The organism is Lactobacillus sp. UMNPBX15 (assembly GCF_002553785.1).
Taxonomy (GTDB): domain Bacteria; phylum Bacillota; class Bacilli; order Lactobacillales; family Lactobacillaceae; genus Lactobacillus; species Lactobacillus crispatus.
This window is the reverse complement of the sequence record NZ_PCYV01000006.1, coordinates 12,248-31,300: the sequence shown is the minus strand read 5'-3', so window position 1 is coordinate 31,300 and position 19,053 is coordinate 12,248. Positions and strand designations below refer to the sequence as shown.

General features: G+C 37.0%; 14 protein-coding genes and 1 pseudogene. 11 read left to right on the top strand and 4 right to left on the bottom strand.

What is annotated here, in order from left to right; translation table 11 throughout:
* Positions 1-22 precede the first annotated feature (22 nt).
* The 4 genes from dltC (at position 23) to CP366_RS02880 (ending at position 3,514) form a co-directional block, all read left to right on the top strand.
* Entirely contained in the window at positions 23-262 is a 240-nt protein-coding gene (dltC, locus tag CP366_RS02895; protein ID WP_089143209.1) for a D-alanine--poly(phosphoribitol) ligase subunit DltC, read from the top strand.
* Positions 255-1,541 (top strand): D-alanyl-lipoteichoic acid biosynthesis protein DltD, encoded by a 1,287-nt coding sequence (dltD, locus tag CP366_RS02890; RefSeq protein WP_089145286.1) that lies wholly within the window; start codon positions 255-257, stop codon positions 1,539-1,541. The genes dltC and dltD overlap by 8 nt, the downstream gene beginning before the upstream one ends.
* Positions 1,541-2,482, top strand: a complete 942-nt coding sequence (locus CP366_RS02885; RefSeq protein ID WP_089143211.1) for a serine hydrolase — start codon at positions 1,541-1,543, stop codon at positions 2,480-2,482. The genes dltD and CP366_RS02885 overlap by 1 nt, the downstream gene beginning before the upstream one ends.
* Before the next feature lie 315 nt (positions 2,483-2,797).
* Positions 2,798-3,514 carry a DUF975 family protein gene (locus CP366_RS02880; protein WP_060464163.1) on the top strand — a complete coding sequence of 239 codons (717 nt, stop codon included), beginning with the start codon at positions 2,798-2,800 and terminating at the stop codon, positions 3,512-3,514.
* Positions 3,515-3,585: 71 nt separating this feature from the next.
* On the opposite strand, the gene CP366_RS02875 is transcribed toward CP366_RS02880, so the two are convergent.
* Positions 3,586-4,536: a GH25 family lysozyme gene (locus tag CP366_RS02875; protein WP_005719986.1), complete on the bottom strand. Its 951-nt coding sequence runs from the start codon at positions 4,534-4,536 to the stop codon at positions 3,586-3,588.
* Positions 4,537-4,825: 289 nt separating this feature from the next.
* Between CP366_RS02875 and CP366_RS02870 the strand changes: the two genes are divergently transcribed.
* A complete protein-coding gene (locus CP366_RS02870) occupies positions 4,826-6,442 on the top strand; it encodes a polysaccharide biosynthesis protein (protein WP_089147890.1) in 1,617 nt (538 codons plus the stop codon).
* A 102-nt stretch (positions 6,443-6,544) separates the two neighbouring features.
* On the opposite strand, the gene CP366_RS02865 is transcribed toward CP366_RS02870, so the two are convergent.
* From CP366_RS02865 to CP366_RS02855, 3 genes and pseudogenes are all read right to left on the bottom strand, one after another.
* Complete coding sequence (locus tag CP366_RS02865) at positions 6,545-6,781, bottom strand: hypothetical protein (RefSeq protein WP_005721863.1); 237 nt, start codon at positions 6,779-6,781, stop codon at positions 6,545-6,547.
* Positions 6,782-6,827: 46 nt separating this feature from the next.
* Positions 6,828-9,368 carry an ABC transporter permease gene (locus tag CP366_RS02860; protein ID WP_180707117.1) on the bottom strand — a complete coding sequence of 847 codons (2,541 nt, stop codon included), beginning with the start codon at positions 9,366-9,368 and terminating at the stop codon, positions 6,828-6,830.
* 9 nt (positions 9,369-9,377) lie between these two features.
* A pseudogene (locus CP366_RS02855) lies at positions 9,378-10,078 on the bottom strand (ABC transporter ATP-binding protein).
* A 93-nt stretch (positions 10,079-10,171) separates the two neighbouring features.
* Between CP366_RS02855 and CP366_RS02850 the strand changes: the two are divergent.
* From CP366_RS02850 to CP366_RS02825, 6 genes are all read left to right on the top strand, one after another.
* Positions 10,172-11,479 carry a PTS sugar transporter subunit IIC gene (locus CP366_RS02850; RefSeq protein ID WP_089143215.1) on the top strand — a complete coding sequence of 436 codons (1,308 nt, stop codon included), beginning with the start codon at positions 10,172-10,174 and terminating at the stop codon, positions 11,477-11,479.
* A complete protein-coding gene (locus tag CP366_RS02845; protein ID WP_057726678.1) occupies positions 11,460-12,350 on the top strand; it encodes an alpha/beta hydrolase in 891 nt (296 codons plus the stop codon). Before CP366_RS02850 ends, CP366_RS02845 begins: the two co-directional genes overlap by 20 nt.
* A 329-nt stretch (positions 12,351-12,679) precedes the next feature.
* A complete protein-coding gene (locus CP366_RS02840) occupies positions 12,680-14,800 on the top strand; it encodes an ATP-dependent Clp protease ATP-binding subunit (protein WP_089147888.1) in 2,121 nt (706 codons plus the stop codon).
* Between the two features lie 371 nt (positions 14,801-15,171).
* On the top strand, positions 15,172-16,758 hold the full coding sequence (locus CP366_RS02835) for an ABC transporter ATP-binding protein (protein ID WP_089147887.1): 1,587 nt from the start codon (positions 15,172-15,174) through the stop codon (positions 16,756-16,758).
* 84 nt (positions 16,759-16,842) lie between these two features.
* Positions 16,843-17,475 (top strand): signal peptidase I, encoded by a 633-nt coding sequence (gene lepB, locus CP366_RS02830; protein WP_089145715.1) that lies wholly within the window; start codon positions 16,843-16,845, stop codon positions 17,473-17,475.
* Between the two features lie 162 nt (positions 17,476-17,637).
* Entirely contained in the window at positions 17,638-18,987 is a 1,350-nt protein-coding gene (locus tag CP366_RS02825) for an amino acid permease (protein ID WP_005721860.1), read from the top strand.
* Positions 18,988-19,053 lie beyond the last annotated feature (66 nt).

Below are 19,053 nucleotides of genomic sequence, written 5' to 3'. Positions count from 1 at the left end.
GTGTTGAATAGAGGTATTAATTATGGACACTAAACAAGGCGTATTAGACATTTTAAACGATTTAACTGGTGAAGATTTATCAGATCAAATGGATGAAAACATCTTTGACAATGGTTTGATGGACTCAATGGCAAGTGTACAAATGCTTTTGAGCTTACAAGAAAAGTTTGATATTGATGTTCCCGTTTCAGAATTCAAGCGTGCTGAATGGGATACTCCAAACAAGATTGTGGCAAAGGTGGACAGCTTAGAAAATGAGTAATAAACGCCGGCTGTGGCAAATCTTTGGCCCAGTTCTTTGCGCTTTTATCCTTTTGTTAGTTGTTTTCCTTATTCCTTGGGAAAGAACTTTTTCTAAGCAAACGATTTACGAGGCTGCAGCTTCACAAAACACAACTGTCTTCAAGGGCAGCACAATGAAGCAGGAAGCTTTTGAAGATGGCTACGTGCCATTCTATGGTTCAAGTGAGTTGTCAAGATTCGACCCACTTCACCCTAGTGTAATTGCGGAAAAGTATCATAGAAACTACCGTCCATTCTTATTAGGTGGACCGGGTAGTCAATCTTTGGCTCAGTTCTTGGGGATGCAAGGAACAGCTAAGCAGCTTAGAAACAAGAAGGCTGTTGTGATCATTTCACCACAATGGTTTACTAAGCGGGGTCAAGATCCTAATGCCTTTGCATTGTATTATTCACCATTGCAAGCATGTAATTTCTTGCTCAGTGCGAAAAATAATAAAACTGATCGTTATGCAGCTAAACGTCTGTTGGAAATGCCAGATGTAAAAGGTGAAATCAAGAATAGTCTGAAGCAAATTGCTCAAGGCAAGAAGTTGACTAGCTTCCAAAAATTTTATTTACAAAACCGTCGTCGAATGTTGCGTAACGAAGATAATTTCTTCAGCTCATTCCAACTACGTGACCGTGTAAATAAGATCCAAAAGAAGGCTAAAGTATTACCTGGGGCATATTCCGTAGCTGCTTTAAATAAAGTAGCTGAGGAACAAGCTGCAGCACATACTACTTCAAATAACTTGGGAATTGACAACACCTTCTATCGGACCCGTTTGCCAAAGAAGGTCTTAAAGCGTTTGAAGGGTAGTCAACGCAACTTTGACTATGTACACTCAGTTGAATATGGTGACTTCCAATTGATGTTGGAACAATTCGCTAAGCAACATACCAATGTTTTGTTCATTATTCCACCAATTAATGGTAAGTGGATGAAGTACACTGGTTTGTCCAACAAGATGTACCAAGAATCAGTTGCCAAGATGGAACACCAGTTAACCAGTCAAGGCTTTGAAAATATTGCAGATCTTTCAAGACGAGGCAATGAAAAGTACTTTATGCAAGATACTATTCACCTAGGCTGGAAAGGCTGGGTTGCAGTTGATCAAGCTGTTCGTCCATTCATGAAGGAACCTAATAAGCGTTATGACTATGATATGTCTAACTACTTCTACTCCAAGAAGTGGCAAAACAAGGATAACGTTAAGCGAGTTGATTTAAGCAATAAAGACCGTTTAAAAGCGGAATAGTGCGCCAGGCTATTGACCATGTGGGCGTTAAAGGCTCAGTTTTAGTAATAAATCATGGCAAAGTTTTGCTTAATTATGCGACGGACAATAAACCTGACACTAGCTATTTGATCAATTCAGTTCAAAAGTCAATGACAGCTGCAATGGTGATGCATGAGGTAGAGAAAGGAAAGTTGAAGCTTAGCGATAAACTTTCAAAATTCTACCCAAATGTAGATGGTGCTAGTTCAGTCAAGATTAGCAACTTAATTGATATGACATCAGGGCTGGATTTGAAAGCTGGTCAACAATTAGGTACGCCTGAGTTTATCTCTGATGAAGAGAATATCAAGCATGATGCACAATATACTGTGTTTGATGCTAGCAAATTAGGTAAGTGGCACTATACTTCAGTAAACTATATTTTCCTTTGTGGAATCTTGTCCAAGCTTGAGAAAAAGTCATACGAGCAATTGTTCCATGACATATATATCAAGCCACTGAATCTAACCCATAGTGAGTTCTTGTGGTCAGACAAGGCTAAGTTATTGGCTAGTCATTGGGTACCAGGCTATGAAATGCGTGAGGGTGAATATGTCAAAGTGAACCATGCTAAAGCCGTTAAGGATGCTCACAATGAGCTGGGTGCTGGTTCAATCGTAATGTCTAACGCAGATTTAGCTAAGACCATGCAGTATATTCTGACTGGCAAGATATTGAGTAACAAGAGTAGAAAGGTCCTATTCAAAGGTCAAGCTCCTAGCTACTACAATGGCGGGCTTTATAATCTTAAGCATTATAAAGCTGCTAATGGTGCTGGTGAAGGGTATTATACCTTTATGCGGGCAACTAAAGATGGCCAGAACATGATCATTTTGCAGGATAATCATACTGCTTCTGGTGAGTTTAAAAAGATTAAAAAGAAGATCAATCGTGCAATGACGATGATGCTTGAATTTTAGTAATGAAGAAGACGAGGTTTAGACCTCGTCTTTTTTATCCGTAAATTTTGGTATCCATTCCGCTAATTCAACCCGTCTTTTTGCTTGTTTTTTAGGTAGTTGAATGCTAAAATCTATCATGTACCGTCGCTATTAGTAGTCATTTTCTCCGGTAGCGAAAATGTTATCTTCTATATGTGGTCAGAGTGGCGGTCAACACTGTGTGAGCCTAGTTCCGATGTTGGTGGAATTAGGCTTTTTTGATGTCCTTTTAATTGATTCTGCCCTGATTTTAGGCGACAATACTCATGATTAGAAAAGTGAGGAGGAGAGAAAATGGCTACTACAAGAAAAGAATTAAAAGAACAAGCTAGAGACCAGTTACGTGGTAACTGGGGCTGGGCAGTTTTGCTGTCATTTGTTGGCTGGCTAATCGTTTATATTTTGACCGATATCGAAAACTTTTTTGAAAAGGGCGAAGATATCGTGTACGGTATTGTCCGCCGCTTCGGTAACAATGCTGAATTGATGTACCTAGACAAAGTAAGAGTTAATCCTTTTGCATGGCTGATTACTTTGGTAGTTTCAGTTGCAATTGGTTTAATCACATGGGGTGTAATTTATACTATCTTGCATTTTAGAGATAGTGGTACTAAGGAAAATGTTCTTTCAGGTATCTTTAGTCCATTTACCAGAAACTTTAAGAGTAACTTTTTAACTTATATTTTGTATGAAATTTTTCTTATTTTGTGGACTTGGTTACTGATTATTCCAGGGCTGATCAAGGCTTATTCATATGCAATGACACCATATATCTTGCGTGACATGCTAGATAGTGGTCATGAGCCGACTGCCACAGAAGCTATCAGTGCCAGCCGTAAGTTGATGGATGGCCATAAGATGGACTTGTTTATTTTTGATTTAAGTTTCATCGGCTGGTGGCTACTTGGTATTATTTCCTGCGGGATCGGTTTATTGTGGGTTAACCCATATTACCGTCAAGCTAAGGCTAACTTCTACCGTAACTTAGCTGGTGAACAATTCGCCAAGTAAAAAATTGGATAAAATAAAATGCATCAGGTAATTTCTACCTGGTGCATTTTTTGATGACTTATTTTGCCTTTTTAGTAAAGGTTAGCTGATCTAATGTATTGATTCTTGGCAATCTTGTAGTATTTCTTACCATTGATAGTTTTCTTCTTGCCATGGGTAGTGATAGAAGTGCCCTTCTTAATAGTCTTGCCTGTACGGTGACCAGCCTTGTTGTATACATGAGCCTTCTTCTTTAATACGCGAGCCTTCTTAGGTGCTTGAGAAACAGCGCTACCTGATGAAGTAAGAGGTAAAACGTTAATGTTACCGTCAACGTTAAGACCACGCCAGTTGTCAGTAAATTGCCAAATTGAAACACCCTTCATTGATGGGAAGTAGTCAAAGTTAGGATTGTCTACTCGACCTGAAACAGCGTATGCAGCAACCCATAATGAGTTAGGGAATTTGTTAACAACAGAGTTAGTGTTAATGTTGTTTCTTAAAACTGATGAACTAGCGTAAAGAAGTGGCTTGTAACCAGCAGCTTTAACCTTGCTCATGAAGGCATTAATTGCATTAGCAGTAGGATTCTTACCACCATAGATATTGTTGCCGTCACCTGACTCATAGTCACATGCAAGGTATGAGCCAGCACCAAGACCAACAGCCTTAGCTGATGCGATTGCGTAGTTGGCTTCATTTTTAGCAGCAGCGCTATTAGCAGAAAATGTAGCAAAGTGGTAGCCCATTGGCATCATATTCTTAGCGCGGGCACTAGCGATTTGAGCACTAGCCTTAGGATTTCTGTAGCTGGTACCTTCACTTACTTTAACAACAGCAAACTTAGCACCGCTTTTAGCGTGAGCTGAAAGATCAGCACTTTGGTAACTAGCAACATCGATTCCGAGTGAGCGAGCAGCAACTGAAGTGGTAGAAGCTTGGACATGTGCTTGTGGTTGCACGATTGCAGCTGCGGCAACGCCAGTAGTTGAAAGCATAGCAACATAAGCTAATTTAGTGATAATCTTTTTCTTGAATGACAACTTAATTCCCCCGATGAATATTCTTAATACATTATTATTTTTGTCTAATTATGACCTTTAACAGAAACATTTTAAGGATAATAATTAAAGAAGGTTAGGTCAAGGGGTCTAACGTAAAATTAAAGGCTGGGTAACAATATAGTAAATAATGTAACTGATTTGTATTATTAGAGCCGAAAAATTTGTTAAAAAAGGGTAACTAGTTGGTACATATTTCCCACAAAGTTATAAAATCCACGTATAATAAGAAGGCACAATGAGAAACTAACGTAGATTTGAGGCTATTCTATTGAATAAAAAAATCCTATCCGGTTCATTTTGGCTATCGTTTGGTAGCATTGTATCTAGAATTCTCGGGGTTGTTTATTTGATTCCTTGGCTAATTATGCTGGGAAGCTACCACAACCAATTAAACGCACAGGCGCTGTTCAATTCGTCATATACGCCGTATGCGCTGTTTTTATCAATTGGGACGGCAGGACTTCCTTCAGTTATTGCCCGGGAAGTATCGCAATTAAATTCGCAAAATAGATATAAAGACAGTTTGTACATTACCAAATTAGGCTTCGCTATTATGCTGGTCATGGGAATAGCGTGTGGTATTTTGCTTTATGTGACGGCACCAATGATTGCCAAAAATAGTCCAGTGGATTCAGTGGCTAGTGCAACAATTTCTATTCGAGTATTAGTGCCAGCCGTAGTAATTCTGCCATCAATGAGTATGGTTCGAGGCTGGTTTCAGGGAAATAATGATATGAAGCCATATGGGATTTCCCAATTATGGGAACAATTTGCTCGAATTTTGTTTATTTTGCTGGCTACTTTGTTGATTATTGAAGTCTTCCATCATGATTACGTAACGGCGGTTTATTTCAGTGTGTTTGGCGCCTGTGTTGGTGCTATAGCTAGTTACCTGTATCTTTTTGCATATATGCGCAAGCAGTGGGGACATTACCGAGAATTAATTGAAAATAGCGAGCCCAGAGCACTTAATAATGTTTCTCGTAGTTTGCTTAACTTATGGTATGCCTCAATTCCGTTTGTTTTGCTGGGATCGTTCATTACTGTTACGCAATTAGTTGATCAACTTTTGTTTAAACAAATCCTGATTAACTTCAGTCATATGAGTAAAAGCTATGTTAGTTACTTGTACACAATTTTCTCGGCTAATCCAAGCAAGATTACCACGGTGATTATTTCACTTGCGACAGCCGTTTCTGAGACTAGTCTGCCGCTTTTAGCAGGGCTTAAGTATAAGGCTAATGATAGTCAAGAAAGCATTAGACAGCTGCTTTTAGAGAACTATAGACTACTATTATTTGTCTTGCTTCCGGTTGTTGCACTTGGTGCTTTTGCGGCTTCTCCAATTTATACGGTCTTGTTCTCACACGATAGTTTAGGTGCGTATTATTTGGTTGAAAATATTGTTCAAAGTTTGTTTGCTGGTTTGGTGATGAATTCATTAACACTGCTTTTAGCTTTGAACATGAACAAACTGGCTGTGATCTATATGGTTGAAGGTGTCTTAGTAAAAATAATTTTGCAAGTACCGATGACTATGTTCATGAATGCGGATGGTGCAATTCTTTCAACTGATATTTCGTTCTTACTGGTAATTTGGCTCAGTTATCACAAGCTTAATAAGACATATGGCGTTAAGATGGGGAGTTTGTTGCCGATCATTGTTTCAAACGAGATTTACATTATCCAGCTCTTTGTTTACCAAATTTTATTTGGCTATCGTTTCAACGACTTAGGCCGTGTTGGTAGTTTTGGTTATTTAGCAATCTTCGGTTTAGTCTTTTTAGGCATTTATGTTTTGCTGGCTAATTGGATGAAAACTTCGGAGACGATTTTTGGTAAAAAGATAGGTTATCGATATTATCGGTATAAGCATTTTGAGTAAAGAAATTATCAATTAGTTGTTTTTATAATAAATTATCTTGTAATGAATACTAAAAGCCACCTGCTGTCAAAACAGATGGCTTTTTCCATGATTAGTTATGTTCTAATAATTTCGATTAATATCACCCATGCTGGAACGCATTGCTTCATCAATATACTTAGAAGCTTCGTTATCAGCTTTATTCAGGGCGTCTTGAACATCTTTGTAGTTCATTTGATTAACAAGGTAGAATCTTAAGGCCTTGTTAACTAACTTATTGAAATCAACATTATTAATTTCATCATATTTTTCGATTAATTTATTAACATCACTGTTTAATTCAAAGTGCTTTCTTGGCATGTTTTTTCCACCCTTTTCTATAGTGATTATTATAGCATAACAGCGCTTAATCAATGGAGGACAAGGCATCTAGCATGTTGATTCGCTTGATCTTGTGATGGACAACAATTGCTAAAATAGCGGTGATAATAGCGGGAATTAGCGCAGAGAAGACGAAGTTCAACGGGTACATATTCGGATCGAACATCGCGACATCTGGTGGCAAACTAGTGATAATAAAGTGGTGTAGCCACCACCCAAAGCCAAAGCCTACGATAATTCCTAGTGCCGATAAGATGATTGTTTCGCGATAAATGTACATCGTTGTTTCATTATCGTAAAATCCTAGCACTTTGATAGTCGATAATTCGCGAATTCTTTCAGCGACATTGATATTAGTTAAGTTATAGATGACTACTAAGGCCAACATCCCTGAAATTAAAATTAGGATTAGAATGACTTCATTTAGACTACCAGTGAAACTGCTCAGCAATTTTCTATTTGATGAAGTTGAGACAACTGTTTCGATTGCGCCTGTTTTGATCATTTTTTGACTAATATGGCTGATATTTCCTGGGGAATGTTTGGCCATGGTTACTAAATAAGCATTAGTAGTAAATTTTTTGCCAGTTGCTTTGGCATATTCAGCTGGGCTCATAAAGATATAGTGACCGAGATACATTTCGCAGATTCCACTAACTTTGAACTTAAGTAGTTTCCCATGTTCATTTTTTAAGGAAATTGTTGAACCTTTATGAGCGTGCAAGATAGTAGCTAATTTTTCTGAAATGACTACACCATTATTTGACAAAACAAGTTTTTTCTTGCTTTGACGTTCTTGCAAATTGATAGATTTGCTAAAGTTTTTAGTTGATTGTGGCGCAATTAGCATTACATTTTCAGTTGCTCCAGTGCTATCAAGGTGTTTAGTCAATTGTTGATATTGTACAGCAGTAGTTTGCGTAACATCATGGCTGGTAAAAATTTTGTTTAATTTTTGTCGCTCAGTCGTGTTAACATGGCGATTTTTCAAAGCGATGACATCATTTTTTTGTACTTCAGAATATTGAATATTGCCAATTCCGTGTAGTGAATCACGAATACCAAATCCCATTACTAGTAATCCAGTACAACCAGCAACGCCTAGGATGGTCATCAGCATTCTGCTCTTATAACGGAAAATATTGCGGGCTGTTACTTTAGCTGAAAAGCTCATGTGCTTCCATAAAAATGGAATATATTCTAGTAAAATACGTGAACCATTTTTAGGTGGTTTAGGTAAAAGTAAAGCTGAAGGCTGTTCACGCAGAGTTTGAGCTAAAGTAATCATTGAAACGACGGTTGTTGCAAGTAGTGCAATCGTCAATGAAATTAATAGTGGTCCCCAAGCAAAATTCAGCTGGTAATCAGTTCCTAAGGTTGAGCTAGCTAAATAGGCCTTGATGATTAAGTTAGGCAAAAAGGTGTAACCTAAGCTAGCCCCCAGAATAACACCTAAAATTGCAGCTGAGGTGCTATAGAGCAAGAACTTAATGGCAATTGCTCCATTACCATAGCCTAGTGCTTTTAGCGTACCAATATTAGTCCGTTCTTCTTCAACAAAACGCATCATTGTAGTTAAGCTGACCAAAGCCGCTACAGCAAACAAGAAAACAGGAAAGACATTAGCCAAAACTTCAACTCGTTCAGAATCTGCTCGATAAGAAGCATAACCCTGACTTTCTTCACGGCTGTTGATTACGTAGTTAGGATAAGCAATTTTAAGCTTGTTTTGTCGTACTTTAATTTGCGCCGGGTTAACTACGATGCCACGTTTAAGTAATTGTTTAGCTGTAGCTTGCCGATATTGCTTTTGATACATGGCCCGATATTTGTCATATTTGTCGGCTCGATTTTGGTTTAAAGCAGTTTGCAATTTGGTTTGATCGTTATAAACACGGTTGCGGTAAGCTATGCTAAAGGGACTTAAATTGGCGGTATTTTTGAAAATGATTCGGGCAATTTGATAAACTGGTGCGGCGAAGGCGTTATGATTAGCAACCGCAATTCCAGTTAAATGGCCACTGCCAATGTTGGTTTGACCGATTTGATTTTTATCTAAGAACTCACTAGTTTTGACGAAGCCAACAATCTTGTAAGTCTTATTTTTTAAAATGCCAGGTTTATTAAAAGTAATGTTTTGCCCCAAGCGATATTTTTTCTGCAATAAATATGACAGTGCAATCTCTGTTTTATTCTTAGGAAAATGACCTTTAATCAATTCATAACTTGAAAGATTATCTGATTGAGAAAAGATGCGGAGCGTATCAGGTTGATTTTTAATTTTAACATCTTGAAAATAGCCGAAGGTAGCTTCTTTTACTTCCGGTAAATTCTGAATAGTAAGGCGATCAGTTGAATTAATGCCATAGTTTGAAGTGACGGTGACGTCAGCTAGGTTATGTTTAGCAAAAAAGTCTGCTCCTGTTGCTCGCATATCAGGACCAGCCATTTTTAAACCTGTAAAGGCAAAAGTCCCCAGTGCAATTAATAGAATAATGGCGATATAACGGCCAAGTGAATGAATGATTGCTTGCCAAGCATCTTTCCATAGAATAGTTTTTTGCATGTCGCCCACCTACCATTCAATTGTACTGATGTCAGCGGGATGTAGATTATGCTGGACTTTTTGAATACTTCCATCGTGAATACGGATGACCTTATCAGCAATTGGGGCAATAGCGGCGTTATGAGTTACAATCAAGACCGTCGAGCCATTTTGCCGGCTCATATTTTGCAAAATTTTTAAAATTCGTTTGCCTGTTTTATAGTCAAGGGCACCGGTTGGTTCATCGCACAAAAGTAAGGCTGGCTTTTTAGCGATGGCTCGGGCAATTGCCACACGTTGCTGCTCACCGCCTGATAGTTGAGCGGGAAAATTGTTTTCTCGTCGCCCTAGGTCAACATACTGCAAGGCATCATCGGCGCTCATCGCATCAGGGACAATTTGAGCAGCTAATTCAACGTTTTCTTTTGCTGTTAAGTTGGGAATCAAATTATAAAATTGAAAAACAAAGCCAACGTCGTTGCGCCGATAGGTAGTTAATTCTTTAGCGTTATATTTTGCAATATTTTTCCCGCTACAATTACATCGCCACTTGTATTTGGCTCCATTCCGCCTAAAATATTAAGCAAAGTAGATTTTCCAGCTCCTGATGAGCCGAGAATAATGACTAGTTCGCCTTTATCGATAGAAAAAGTAATGTTCTTATTGGCATAGATGGTTGTGTCACCAGATTGGTAAATTTTAGTATTATTTTTTAAGTTAATGTAAGCCATCATAATCAGCTTTCTAGTATAGATGTATAATTAATAATTGTTTTAATTAACTTTATTCAATCATATTTATAATAAATAGGTAAAGGAAATACCATGGTAAACAGAATCACAAATATCTTTCTTAAACTAAGAAGATTGGCAATCTTTAGAATTTTTCAGCGAACGTTGGTTATGCTGATGCCGATCGCGGTAATTGGGGCATATTTTAAGTTGTTCAGAGATGCCTTTTTTTCGCCCGATAGTTTTATTTACAATATTTTTAATTTTGATATCACTTTGCCAGATCGTTTTTGGTATGCGGGAGCATTTGTCAGTCGGGGGATGGTTCGGGTAACCTTCGGCTTATTTGGTATTTATGCGGCTTATTTTGCGGCACGTTATACTGCGCGTTTATACCGTAAAGATTCAACCATGGCCGGGATGACGGCTGTCATCGTTATCATGTTTTGTGCTTATGCCAATAATTTAGCTAATAATGCCAGCGATCATTCACCATTTTCTTCCAGTGTTTTAAAAATTAATGCTGTCTTGCTGGCCTTGTTAATTGGCTATGGTGTAGGGCAAATTTTTCATTGGCTAGGAAAGGAACACAAGCCAGTCGATTTTGAACATGCCGCTAGAATTAAGGAAAGAGCCTGGAATGCGTTTATCCCGACAATATTTGCAATTTTTTGTGGGATAGTTCTGGGGATTATAATTTATGAATTTCAAATCAAATTTTTGAATTCTAGTACTTTTAAAGGCCTAGTTACTCAAATACAGGAATCAAATAATATTTTGTTAATAGCTTTACTGACTATCCCAGTCTTTTTACTTAGCTGGATGGGAATAGGTTATCCTCTAGCTTCTTTGTCAACTACTTCTAATAGTATTTCAGCAGCAGCTAACTTAAATTTTGCCTTAAAACATGGGAGTGCTTGGAATGTGCCATATAAGTATTTGGGTAGTTCTTTGTTTTATCCTTATGCAGAAATGGGTGGTGCGAGTATTGTTTTAGCGATGATTGTAATTATCCTAATTTATAGTAAAAATAAGGATAGTGAAAATATTGCCAAGGTTAACCTGCTTCCAGCAGCTTTTGGCTCAACTGGAGGCATGATGGTCGGGATGCCGATTATTTTAAATCCATTGTTACTGCCGGCGATTGTGATTATTCCAATTATTAATATTCTACTAGCCGCTGGAGCAATTTTTTGCCATTTAATTCAACCTTGTGCTTACCCCGTTTTAAGTGGGACACCAGGAATTTTGGTCTCTTTCTTTGGTTCCAATGGTGACTGGAGCAACTTGGTATTTTCTATTTTGTTATTCATTTTAGATATAATAATGTTTATTCCAACTATGAAATTAGGTTTGCGACTTGAAAGGGGACTAAAGGATTATGAAGAAAAGAATGATTAATTTAGTTCAAAATCCTAATTTTAAATGGTTGGCAATCGTCTTAGTCTTATTAGTAGCTTTGGCTGTTCCGGGTTATTCTTGGATGAAGGCTGATAACCACGCTAGAGCTGAAAGACGCAAATCGCTTTTGTCACCAGTAATTATGATTCCAGGTTCTAGTGCAACGACTGAACGTTTTAACCAATTAGTGAAGCAGCTAAATCAGAACACACCGACTAAGCATAGCGTGCTTAAAATTAAAGTTTCAACGAATGGAACGCTATCATATTCAGGCAAAATCAATAAAAACGACAACGAACCTTTCATTATTGTCGGTTTTGAAAATAATCACGATGGTTATAGCAATATTAAGAAGCAAGCCAGCTGGTTTGATCAAGCCTTTTATGCCTTATCAGAGAGCTATAAGTTTAATAATTTTAAAGCCTTTGGGCATTCTAACGGTGGCTTGATCTGGACCTATTGGTTAGAACATTACTACTGTTACTATTCTGATGAAATTAAAATCAAACGTCTGATGACGCTAGGAACGCCATATAATTTTGGTGAAAAAAATATTAATCATAAAACGCAAATGCTAGAAACCTTTATCAAGAACAAAGATAAACTACCGAAAAACTTGATTGTTTATTCCTTATCTGGTGGAAAAAATTATGAGTCTGATGGAATTGTACCAGAAGCTAGCGTAGCAGCCGGAAAATATATTTTTCAGAATCAAGTCAAGAGCTATACTGCAATGACAGTAACGGGTGTAGAAGCGGATCACTCGGATTTACCTCAGAATAAGCAGGTAATCAAAGTAATTAAACAGTATTTGCTTGAGCCGAGAAAGTTGAGCGAACCGCAAAATACTGGACAAGCAAAAGGGCAATAATAGAGGTAGGCAGAAATAGTTTATGGTAATAAACTTATTCTTATCTGTGGAAAACTTCCTTAAAATTCAACAGTTTTAAGCAAAATAATCATCAATTTTTGCCCATCTTAAGAAATTCTTTATAATTTGTGAAGCACTACAAATGTTTATATTACAGCATTTGTGGTGCTTTTTTAATAAAAATCACAAAAAATAAAGAAGATGTGGAAAACTTTTGCTTTTTAGCTTGCAATCTGTGGATAACATGATATACTATTAAATGTAATGAGTTAGCACTCGATAAGCTAGAGTGCTAAAGACGTAAATTTGAGATAGGGAGTGTTGCACATATGGCATACTTTGACAATGACTTTGATAACTTATTTAACGAATTGAACAGCTCATTCTTTAATGATGACTTCGGCACTAGAAGAAATAGCAAAGGCAGTTCAGGTTCAATTCCAATTAATTACTCCAGCAGCATGGGTGCTGCACCACAAACAATTCAACAGAACCCACAACAACCCAATGAAAAGCCAATTGGTGTTGACTTAGTTGAGGAAGCTAAGAACAATAAATTTGACCCAGTAATTGGTCGTGATGAACAGATCGATAACGTAATTGAAATTCTTTCAAGACGTAAGAAGAACAATCCTGTTTTAATCGGACCTGCTGGTGTTGGTAAGACTTCTATTGTAGAAGGTTTAGCTGAAAGAATTGCTTCAGGCAATGTACCAGCTAAAATGGCTAACATGCATATCATTTCAGTAAACATTAATGACATGGTTGCTGGTTCAAGTCTTCGTGGTAGCTTTGAAGAAAGATTAAAGAAGGTTATTGATAAGGCTAAGAGCGATCCTAACATTGTTTTATTCATCGATGAAATTCACAACATCGTTGGTGCTGGTTCTACTGATTCAGAAAACAACAATGGGGATGCAGCTAACATCTTGAAGCCAGCTTTGGCAAGTGGTCAATTGAAATTAATTGGTGCTACTACTACTAGTGAATTCCAAAGAATTGAAAAAGACCCAGCTTTATCACGTAGATTCCAAGCTGTTCAAGTTCCAGAACCATCTACTGATGTAGCTGTTAAGATTTTGGAAGGCTTAAAGAAGAAGTACGAAGACTACCACCACGTAAAATACAGTGACGACAGTCTTAAATTAGCTGTTGAATTATCAGAAAGATACATTCAAGGCCGTTACTTACCAGACAAGGCTATCGACTTGATGGATGAAGCTGGTGCTAAAAAGGCATTGCTTGTACAACCAACTGATGAAAAGAGCTTAAAGAACCAAATCTCAGCTCTTGAAGCTAAGAAGACTGAAGCTGCTAAGGCAGAGGATTACGACAAGGCTTCAGAAATTAAGAGTAAGATTGCTGAACTTGAGAAACAACTTAAGAATGTAGATTCTAAGAATACTCCAGAAGTAACTGAAAAAGACATCTACGCAATTATTGAACAAAAGACTAAGATCCCAATGAGTGAACTCCACGCTGATGAAGCTCAAAAGAACTTGGACTTAGCTAAGAAACTTAAGAAGAATGTTATTGATCAAGACAGAGCTATCGATGTAATTACTGACGCTATTGCTCGTAAGCAAATCTTCAAAGACAGCGACAGACCTACTGGTTCATTCTTACTCACTGGACCTACTGGTGTTGGTAAGACTGAACTTGCTAAACAATTGGCAATTCAATTATTTGGTAACAAGGAACACTTAATCCGTTTGGACATGAGTGAATACCAAGACGAAATGGCAGTTAACAAGTTGATCGGTTCAGCACCTGGCTATGTTGGCTACGGTGAAGGTGGTCAATTAACTGAAAAGGTTCGTCACCAACCATACTCATTGATTTTATTTGATGAGATTGAAAAAGCTAACCCACAAGTCTTCAACGCATTATTGCAAATTATGGATGACGGTCGTTTGACTGACGCACAAGGTAGAACTGTTTCATTCAAGGATACTATCTTGATTATGACTTCAAACGCCGGCTTCTCAGACAAGTTGCTTGAAGATGGCAAGGTTGACCAAGACAAGTTAATCTCAGCCCTTGAAAACTACTTCAGACCTGAATTCTTGAACCGTTTGGACGCAATCGTTCCATTCAACTCACTTACTGAACAAGACATGGGCAAGATCATCAACATTTACTTGAAGAAGATGTCTCATGTTCTTGCTAAGAAGGGTGTAACGGTAGAAGTTTCAGACGAAGCTAAGGCATTCTTGGCAGAAAAGGGCTACGACAAGAAGTTCGGTGCTCGTCCACTTAGAAGAGTAGTTGAACAAAATCTTGAAACTCCAGCTGCTAAGTTGATCCTGAGAAAACCTGAAACTAAGAAGCTTGAATTCACTGCAGATGACAAGCACTTGTACTTAAACGGTGAAGCAATCTTCGATATTTCTCCAAAGATTGAAGAAAAAATTAAGGAAGACAAAACTAAAGCCGAAGATAAAAAATAAGATTAATTAATAGTTAATAAAGAAAAAGAGGATATTTCCTAGGGAATATCCTCTTTTTGTGCAGAAATTGAATTAGTTTTGCATTTCTGCAAAGTTGCTTGATCTGAAATTAAAATAAGAGTATTATAAAAATATAAAAAATAAGATAATTATAAGCTTTTAATTCGGTGAAAAAGTTCAGAAAAATTATGAGATACTTTAGGCAGATTAAGTACCTCAGGTAAGGAAACTATAAACAAAATTAATTCTTCATTATCTTTGTTTAGACGATAATAAAGAAGCTCTTTTAAGGAATTCATTTTGATTTGTAAGTAACTACTTAAGAAGCGGTATTGAATATGATTAAAAAAGATCTTCAATGAGGAATAATTATGAAGCAAAAATTTATATATCTTCGAGATATTTTTAAAGGGCACTCATCTTTGTGGCTAGGCTTAGTTATAGCTAGCGGTTTTACTGGCTTAGATGGCATTATTTCCCCCGCCGTTATGGGAATTCTTACGAATATTTTAACAAAACGTCAATTTAATCGAGTTTGGTTAGTTATTGCACTTTTCTTTGTGGCAATGACATTTACTAATATTGCTTTTTGGTTTTGGCAATATTTTAATTTAAAAATTATTCAAGTTGCTAATACCAAATTGCGTGCAGATGCTTATGATAAGTTTATTACTGCCAGTGATAATCGCGATGAATCGAAAGTAATTTCCTTTATAGATGTAGATGTAAAGCAAATTGAAAATCAGTTTATCAATGCGGTAGTAATGGTAATTTATTGCTTTGAGCAAGCATTGATCACTTTAATCTATATTCTTTATATTAATTCTTGGGTAGCATTGGTTTACCTTGTTTGTGGTTTTTTACCAACGGTTGTTCCCAGGCTTACTAAAAAATGGCTAGAAAAGGGAACCAAGAAGTGGTCCGCTAAATATAAGAAGTACAACTTAGAAGTTTCGGAAGGAGTTAAAGGTTTTCATCTGATTAATAATTATGGCGTTACAGCTAAGATGCAAAAGCTAATTACACATTCGCTTAAGCAAGAAGAAAATGCGTATTTTAAAATGAACTTGCATCAAGAAACTTCACGTTTATTATCAAATACCACTTATGTGATTTCAACAATTATTGCCCTATTAGTTAGTGTGTTGTTTATTATGAATGGTCAAATCACAGTTGGTGCCTTTATTTCGCTATATTTGGCAGCCGATAGGGTAACGAGTCCTATTTTGAGTTCTGTTCAGTTCTTGAATCAGATTAATTCATCCACTCCACTTTTGGAAGCAGAGATTGATAAATCTAAGCAGCAACAAATTAATAATTTAACTTATCAAAATCTATCTAAGGATCTTTTACTTGAATTTGATCACGCTAGTTTTGGGTATGATCATGCATTGATAAAAGATATTAATTTTGCTGTTAAAGGTAATAGTCATGTGATGATTGAGGGACCATCTGGTGTAGGAAAGTCAACAATTTTCAAAACTTTATTAAATGAGATACCACTCTTTTCAGGAGAAATTCTAGTTAATTCTAAGTTAAATGATAATGAATTGAAGCATCAAGTTGGTATCATTAGTCAAGATACGTTTATTTTTTCAAAAAGTTTGCGCTTTAATTTGACATTAGGCGAAGATTTCTCTGATGAAGACATGATTGCAATCTTACGAAAGGTTGAATTGGATAAATTTGCCTCAACAGAAGGACTGGATACTAGATTAGGTGAGAATGGAGTCCATCTTTCTGGAGGTGAAAAGCGTAAAATTGAATTAGCTCGTGCATTATTAAGAAAGAAGACAATTTTATTATTAGATGAGGCCTTGTCGGGATTAGATCATCAAAGTATGCAGACTATATTTCAGTTAATTGTTGATTTCAAAGGTACTGTAATCGACATTGAGCATAATTTAAGTGACGAGTATAAGCAAAAATATGGGCAAATTTTAGAGTTGACTAATTAAGTAGCCCAGTTGCTCTAGCTTTATTGATTTGGCAATTTCTTCATAAAGTTGTAAACTGTGAAAAAAGACAAAATGGAGAAAATTATGACTGAAAAAAAAGAAGAAAAAGAATCATGGGGTAAGTTTTTCCTAGATATCTTAATTATCTGGGGTATTTTATTTGGCGTTTATATGTTGCTCTTCCACTTCGTTTTGAGCAACGATACGGTGTCTGGTCCATCAATGCAACCAACCTTTCAAAATGGTGATCGATTGATTGCGGAACGTCATGCACAAATCAAACGTGGTGAAGTGGTCATTGTTAAAGCCCCAGATGAACCAGGTGCTTTGTACATTAAGCGTGTTATTGGTTTGCCTGGTGAAAAAATCGTCAGCAAAAATAATCAAATCTACATTAATAATAAAAAGATTGCTCAACCTTGGTTGAAACAAGGAACGAAGTTAATTGATAATGGCTCAGATACATTTTATTCTGAGACTCAGAATTTTACTATGCAGTCACTGATGCGGGCGCGGACTTACCAGCAATACTTTACTAGAGCGCAGATTAAATATGTGCAGGATACTGGGCGCATTCCGAAAGGAACATATTTCGTAATGGGTGATCACCGGAGCGTTTCTAAGGATAGCCGTTATATCGGAACCATTAAGCGTAGTAGTATCGTTGGCGTAGTTAAAGTACGTTACTGGCCGTTGAACCAATTTAAAGTTTACTAATAATGAAGATATTCCTAAGGGAATATCTTTTTTAGATAAAAAATAATTGCATGAATTGGCATAAGACTATATAATTCAAAAAAAGCAAACTTGATGGAGCAACATGTTTCATTTAAAAAACATGCCGCTCCATTTTTTATTTTGAGGAAGGTGCGAGTAATTATGGATGAGAAGCCGAGATTAAAACGCGGGCTTAAGAGTCGTCACGTAACAATGATTGCAATAGGGGGAGCCATTGGTACTGGCCTATTCTTAGGTTCTGGTTCAGCCATTCATAGTGCTGGCCCTTCAATTATTTTGTCGTACTTAATCGTAGGGATTATCACCTTTTTTATGATGCGTGCTTTAGGAGAGCTTATTTTAGCCGATCCTGATAGTCATTCATTTTTAGAATCAATCAAAAAATATTTAGGTAAGCGTGCCGAATTTGTAGCGGGCTGGATGTACTGGGCTTGCTGGCTTAGTTTAGCTATGGCTGATTTGACTGCGACAGGAATTTATTTAAGATACTGGTTTCCGTGGCTACCGCAATGGGTTGGCCCTTTAGTAATTGTGATCTTATTGATGTTGATTAACATGGTAAATGTCGGATTATTTGGTGAACTGGAAAGTTGGTTCTCAATGATTAAGGTAATGGCAATTGTAGTCTTAATCATTACCGGTGCTGTAATGTTGTTACTTCATACGCATGTAAAGGGCGGTTATGTTTCACTAACTAATTTAGTTAATCATGGTGGCTTTTTCCCAACTGGGATTTGGGGCTTTCTTTTATCATTTCAAATGGTTGTTTTTGCCTTTGTTGGGGTAGAAATTGTAGGTCAAACTGCTAGTGAAACAGCTAATCCGCAAAAGGATATTCCTAAGGCAATTAACACTTTGCCAGTTAGAATCGGCCTTTTTTATGTGGGCTCAATGTTGGCAATTATGTCTGTTTATCCATGGAATCACATTACAACTACTTCAAGTCCCTTTGTCCAGGTCTTTACCGGCATCGGTGTTACAGCGGCTGCAGGGATTTTAAATTTTGTCGTTTTGACTGCAGCTATGTCAGCGACTAATAGTGCAATCTTTTCAACTAGTCGATCACTTTATTCATTAGCACGTAACGGCCATGCACCTAAAAGACTAGGTGAATTGACCAAAAAAGCAATTCCAATGAACGCTTTGATGACCTCTTCATTAATTTTATTTGTAGTAGTTGCCTTAAACTATTTAATGCCAGCAGAAATATTCTCCGTTGTCTCAACTGTTTCAACAATTTGTTTTGTGATTGTTTGGATCATGATTATGGCAGCACATATTGTTTATCGCAAACAGAATAAGCAGAATTTAGGCAGCTTTAAAATGCCGGGCTACCCAGTAACTAGCTGGCTTACGCTTGCCTTTTACATTGGTATTTTAATCTTATTATTCTTTATCAAATCAACGCAGCTGGCTTTGATTATTTCGATTTTATTTGCAATCTTTTTAGCGATCAGCTACAGTTTTGTTCGAAAAAATGATAAGGTATAGTGATTAAAGATAAATGAGAATAGATATATTTCCTAGGAAATTTTTACAGATGCTAAAGAAAGGAAG